The sequence below is a fragment of the Bartonella sp. AA86SXKL genome (genome assembly GCF_042196885.1).
Genome location: NZ_JBHIRE010000046.1, coordinates 1 through 5,056, shown reverse-complemented (window position 1 = coordinate 5,056; position 5,056 = coordinate 1). Strand labels below are relative to the sequence as shown.

Sequence of the window (5,056 nt, the reverse complement as noted above, 5' to 3'; positions counted from 1 at the left end):
ACGCCTTCACCTTCGTCGCATGCGTTTGGTGGAGCGTTTGGATCAAGGGTATCGTCCTTGTCTGGTGTGGTGTTTGCAACGTTTCCAGCCGCATCTTCTTGCGCTTTATCAAAAAGTTCGCACTCTATTTTTGTGGTGTAACCACCCGTTTTATCAAGTTTGTGCTTAACACTTTTGATACGCCATTCTGCTGGAATATAGGGGCGGAAAGGGGGCTCTTGAACAAGCTTTGCTTCCGCTTGTACAAAGGGATCACCACCGATATCACATGAGAAAGAAGACTTACCGCGTGATGATTTATTGCGATAAGCAGCAATGGCCGCAACAGCTTCTGATTGATTGTGGTAGGTGTATTTGAGTTCATGAAAAGGCTCTTTACCAACCTTGACTTCTTTTTTTTCACCAGTGCGAATATCGTGATAGTTTGCAATAACACCGCCTTTTTTCTCTTCTTCTTGCTCTTGATTTTCAGGTGTTTTGGCTTCCGTCTCTGCTTTAGGCAAATTGGGGGCGTCATTGTCATCCATATGGATAAAGTTTTCATCATCATCAATCTCTTCTGGTTCTCGTGCATCAGCCGCGGCTTTTTGGTCGTCCCCCACATCTGTTTCTAAGCCATTGGCTGCACCTGCTTCATCTCGTGCGCTGTATTTAAAATCCCAAAAGGTACAATGTTTCTCATGAATAACAACAATAGGGAGTGTTTCACCGGTAATGGCTTTGCCTTCACCCCGTTTGGCGAGCACAAGTTTGCCATCAACGGGTTTTGCTACCGCATCATAGTCTTCTGCAAGGCGCGTAGCAAAAGCCATATCGCTTTCAGCTGTTTGGTCAATGTGACGCACAACGATTTTTGCAAGAGAAGGATCAACTTTTGGTGTATAGCCATTGCGCTCTGCTATCTCTTGAACAATACTGCCAAGGGTTTGTTGGTGATAGGATTGGCTTTTGGGGGTTCTGTAAGACGTGTTCATTGATGCGGCGCGTCCTGTAACACTTAAGCTTTGCGGTGGGCTGCTTACAGAAATTTCGTTTATCAGATAGGATCCCATATCGCGATTTTTCCCGCCTTCATAGCCAAGTGTTATGGAAATAACTGTCCCGATAAGAGGAATATCAAGAAAGCCGTTATCACTGTCACGCGCACGGTCATCAAGCTCTATAGTGATACGATCACTTTTGTTTTCTGCTTCATCGGTAATTTCAATCGACAAAACATAATCCATAAGAGTTTTTGTGATGTCTTCTCCATTTGCCAGAACCATGCAAAAAGGTTTCATGATTTGCTACCCCAAATTCTGATCACTGGTGTGGCTTTCGGATAGGGGAGGGTTGGTAAGAGTATCGTGATACCTGCTTTTAAAATGGGTCCATAGTCTGCAAGACCAAAGTTTGCTGCATAAACGCGTTCAACAGCAAGGGCTTGTTGACCCTTTGCATAGTATCTCCAGCAAATGGCATCAACCATATCACCATCTTTGGTCATGTAAAGATCACTCATAGCTCTTCACCATATTCTCTCAATTTTATTGTAAATTCTTGTTTTTTTGGGGTGCCGTTATGATGAAAAACACTTTGCTTTTCCTCTACAGAAAGAATGACAAACTTACCTAAGATTTTGCCTTGACCAGTCACAAGAATGTGAGGTCCTTTATGTGCCATTTGCCGTAAATATTCGAGCTGTCTATGACCACCTTTGAAATCTGGATAAATCACACCAGTTAAAGAAAATTCCGCATTTGCAACGGCAGGCAATTGAAGAGCTGCTTTGCGCCCCAATCGTCCTTGCTCTACCCATGGAACCCCATAAGACATATCAAGTGTTTGGTAAGCTGCTGTTTCAATCGAAAAAATAAAACCACCCAAAGCTAACATCATGATGTTTAATCCGAAAGGCTAGAGGCTATAGCCAAGCGTTGCTGTTTGGCATAGCGTTCAAGGGCTTGATTGACAGCGTCTCTGATTTCGTCCTTGAGACCATTGGGGACAGAAATATTTAAATTTGAAATCATCACACGGGCGTCTACTTCAACGGGCTTATGAACCGTAATTGGCTTTGGAGCTTTAAAGGCACCCACTTTTGCATTTGTAGCCTGCATTTGTCCTGTTTCAACGACACTTGTATTAAAACCACTCTTGCGTTTTTCAGGTGGGGTATTTGTAACCACTGCTGTATCCAGCATTTTTTTTGCACGTGCATTGGTTTCATCGGTAAAGGTTTTAATGGTCTGGGTTGAAGTTTTGTTGATTGAAACATTAAAGCCTAGCTTTTCTTTCATCCAATTAGGCATCCAGCTGGTTAATTGATTAATCTGGTTGCTGAACCAATCAGATAGAGCATTCCATTGGCTTTTGATGCCGTCCCAAAGCCCGTTAATCAGATTGGATCCTGCTTCCATTAAATCAACGCCAAGCAACCATTTAATGAGTTCATTGATTCCTTTTGCTATCCAATAGAGTGGTGAAAAGTTTTTAAAGAGCGTAAAGAGGTTATTGAAAATGTTACTACATAAGCTGTAAAAAGAATTCCATAGCTTTCCTAAGAAGCTTATTACGGTATTCCAGTTTTTGTAGAGTAGATATCCAGTAGCAATAAGCACTGTAATGCCGCCTATTATCCAGCCTATGGGAGTAGACATCATGACGATGCGAAGCGCGGCGAATGCTGTACCAATTACAGCTAATGATGCTACCAACAAGCTTTTTATTTTGTCCCAATATTTGTAAAGCACATATAGAACAGCAATAAGCGCAACAATGCCACCAATTACCCAAGTGATAGGAGAGGACATCATGATGATACCAAGCTTAACAAACGCTGCACCAATTACAGCTAATGATGCAACCAACCGGAAATCTATTTCATCCCAGTATTTACACAGTGCAATAACTGCTGCAATACCACCAAGTATCCAGCCGATAGGTGTGGTCATGATTGCATAGCCAAGCGTGACAAACGCTGCTCCCGCTGCGGCTAATGCGGCAATGAGTGGACCAAAAATGAAGGAACCAAGTGCTACAAGTCCTACCTTAAAGAGGGTTATTTCACCAATTAGAGGTTCTAGCCATTGGAACCATACTTTAATCCTCTCTGTGAGATCACTGATACCTTTTCTTAAATCAGAGGTAGGATTAAGCAAATCATTAAAGACTTTTCTTAAGGTTTTCGCCCAGCTCGCAACGGTTGTTTGAATGAGGTCGCGGTTTTCATCAATCAGGCGAGAAAAACCGTCAATCATGTCATTGATCACGGGCATGAAACGCGCGCCAATAAAGCTCGCGATACCGCCTATTTTTTTCTTAAAGGCACCAAGCTTGTCACTCAAATCTGCTGCATAGCGTGCCACATCGGCACCTATCAGCCATTTTCCTTTCCGCGCCTTTGCAAACAGTTCTTTAATGGGTGCCATGCCTTGTGCAAGCATGGTCGCCATTTCTTTACCATCGCCCCCAAACAGCAGAGCGGCAATATGCTGCCTTTGTGCTTGGCTTTTCATCTTACTCATCTTGTCGGTAATTTCTTCTAACAAGACAGAAGTGGATTTGAGTTTTCCAGAAGTGTTTTTGACAGAAATGCCAAGCGCTTCAAAGCCCATCATGCCTCTTTTTTGTCCGGCATATGCTTGTGCTGAACGCCTATTTAAAACCGCTAAGGATTGTTGAAAAAGTTCGGCAGAAGTGCCTGAATTATCGGCTGCATCACCCCATAATTGAAGTGATGCAACACTCATATTTAAATGGTGTGATGCGTGATAAAGACTATCGCCCAGATGCATGGTTTTCATGGTGAGGGCGGCTACACTTGCCACAAGACCACCACCAGCAAGCCCCAAGACACCAGTAAAGACTGAAGCACGGCTTGCCGCCACTCCAAGAGCACTTTGAACACCATGAAGGCTTTTTGTCATGTTTTTGACAGCAGCAGAAAAGCGCGGAATACCCAAACTATGTGAGAGTGTTTTTGACAATGTATCGAATTTTTTTTGAAGATGTTTGAGAGGTGTGGTGAGTTTGTCTTCAAGAGACAATCTCACCTTTGCATCAGCAACTTTTTCACTCATTTTATCTTATACCTTTCTGCTGCTTGTTTTCGCCAGAATATGAGTTCTTGCGGTTCCATTTCCATCATCTTTGAAAGGGACCAATGGAACACAATGGTAATATCGGCTATGAGTTTAGCGGCGGTTTCCCAGTCGAGGTATCCCGCCGCTTGATAAAAGACTCCAAAATCTCTCCAATGCTCGACAAGTCATTAATATCGAGTTCTCCAACCGCTTCATGTGCCCATCCAGAAAGACGTGCGATCATAGCGATTGTTTGCTCTATGCCTTCTTTTTTGTCGATTGCTTGCACATCTTTTGTTTTGGGGCGCTGTAAAGTAATTTCGGTGTGCTCTTTTCCTTCAAAAGTAACAGGTATCAATAATTTATGTGTAATGCTTGTTTGGACTGTCATTTTTATAATCCTATGTTGTCTCTATGGTCTGCGAGTTGATTGACGCCATTGAATTTTCTCACCAAGTTGAGGACGTCTATCTCAACAATTTCAACGTCCTTCTGGACATATTTGAAATATTGCAATGTGAATGTAGCCGTAGAAGTTGCTTTGCTGCCCGGTTGCCATTCTGCCATTTCAAAGCCTTTGCATAGTCCTCTCATGGTAATGACAACACCTTCTGCTGGTGTGCCTTGCGCTTGCATTGAACTTCGTAATGAAATGTCGACATCAGTGCGCCCTAAGAGTGCCATTAACTCTGGAGAGCAATCAGAAATGGTCATGCTAAGCGTGAGGGTTTCAAGACCAAGGTCAACTTCAATGGAGCTATCCATGCCACCGCCGCGATAACTTTCAACAACCAAGTTCAAATTCGGTAATGTTACGCTTTCACATTTTGCTTGATAGGGTATACCGTCGACAAAAATGTTAAAATATTTCAAAACTCTTGGTAAAACGGGGATAGCCATTAAAAAATCTCCTCTAAATAATCATTCACAATGCGTGAACGGAACGTGATATGTTCTGCGGGTGTTGTGGGGGTGAATTCGACATTGAAATA

Annotated in this window: 7 protein-coding genes; all 7 read right to left on the bottom strand. The window is 42.9% G+C overall.

The annotated features are described in order from the left end of the window. On the bottom strand, positions 1–1,280 hold a 1,280-nt coding region (locus tag ACFIO5_RS09235; protein WP_375705269.1), incomplete at its 3' end, for a contractile injection system protein, VgrG/Pvc8 family. Continuing rightward, positions 1,277–1,501 (bottom strand): tail protein X, encoded by a 225-nt coding sequence (locus tag ACFIO5_RS09230; protein ID WP_375630020.1) that lies wholly within the window; start codon positions 1,499–1,501, stop codon positions 1,277–1,279. The genes ACFIO5_RS09235 and ACFIO5_RS09230, both read right to left, overlap by 4 nt. Continuing rightward, positions 1,498–1,878 carry a phage tail protein gene (locus tag ACFIO5_RS09225; protein WP_375632856.1) on the bottom strand — a complete coding sequence of 127 codons (381 nt, stop codon included), beginning with the start codon at positions 1,876–1,878 and terminating at the stop codon, positions 1,498–1,500. The genes ACFIO5_RS09230 and ACFIO5_RS09225 overlap by 4 nt, the downstream gene beginning before the upstream one ends. 5 nt (positions 1,879–1,883) lie before the next feature. Beyond that, entirely contained in the window at positions 1,884–4,061 is a 2,178-nt protein-coding gene (locus ACFIO5_RS09220; protein ID WP_375705268.1) for a phage tail tape measure protein, read from the bottom strand. Beyond that, entirely contained in the window at positions 4,058–4,126 is a 69-nt protein-coding gene (locus tag ACFIO5_RS09215) for a GpE family phage tail protein (protein ID WP_273755857.1), read from the bottom strand. Before ACFIO5_RS09215 ends, ACFIO5_RS09220 begins: the two co-directional genes overlap by 4 nt. 41 nt (positions 4,127–4,167) lie before the next feature. Then, positions 4,168–4,455 carry a phage tail assembly protein gene (locus ACFIO5_RS09210; protein WP_375612344.1) on the bottom strand — a complete coding sequence of 96 codons (288 nt, stop codon included), beginning with the start codon at positions 4,453–4,455 and terminating at the stop codon, positions 4,168–4,170. A 2-nt stretch (positions 4,456–4,457) separates the two neighbouring features. Then, positions 4,458–4,964 (bottom strand): phage major tail tube protein, encoded by a 507-nt coding sequence (locus ACFIO5_RS09205; protein WP_375637134.1) that lies wholly within the window; start codon positions 4,962–4,964, stop codon positions 4,458–4,460. Between the last annotated feature and the right edge of the window lie 92 nt (positions 4,965–5,056).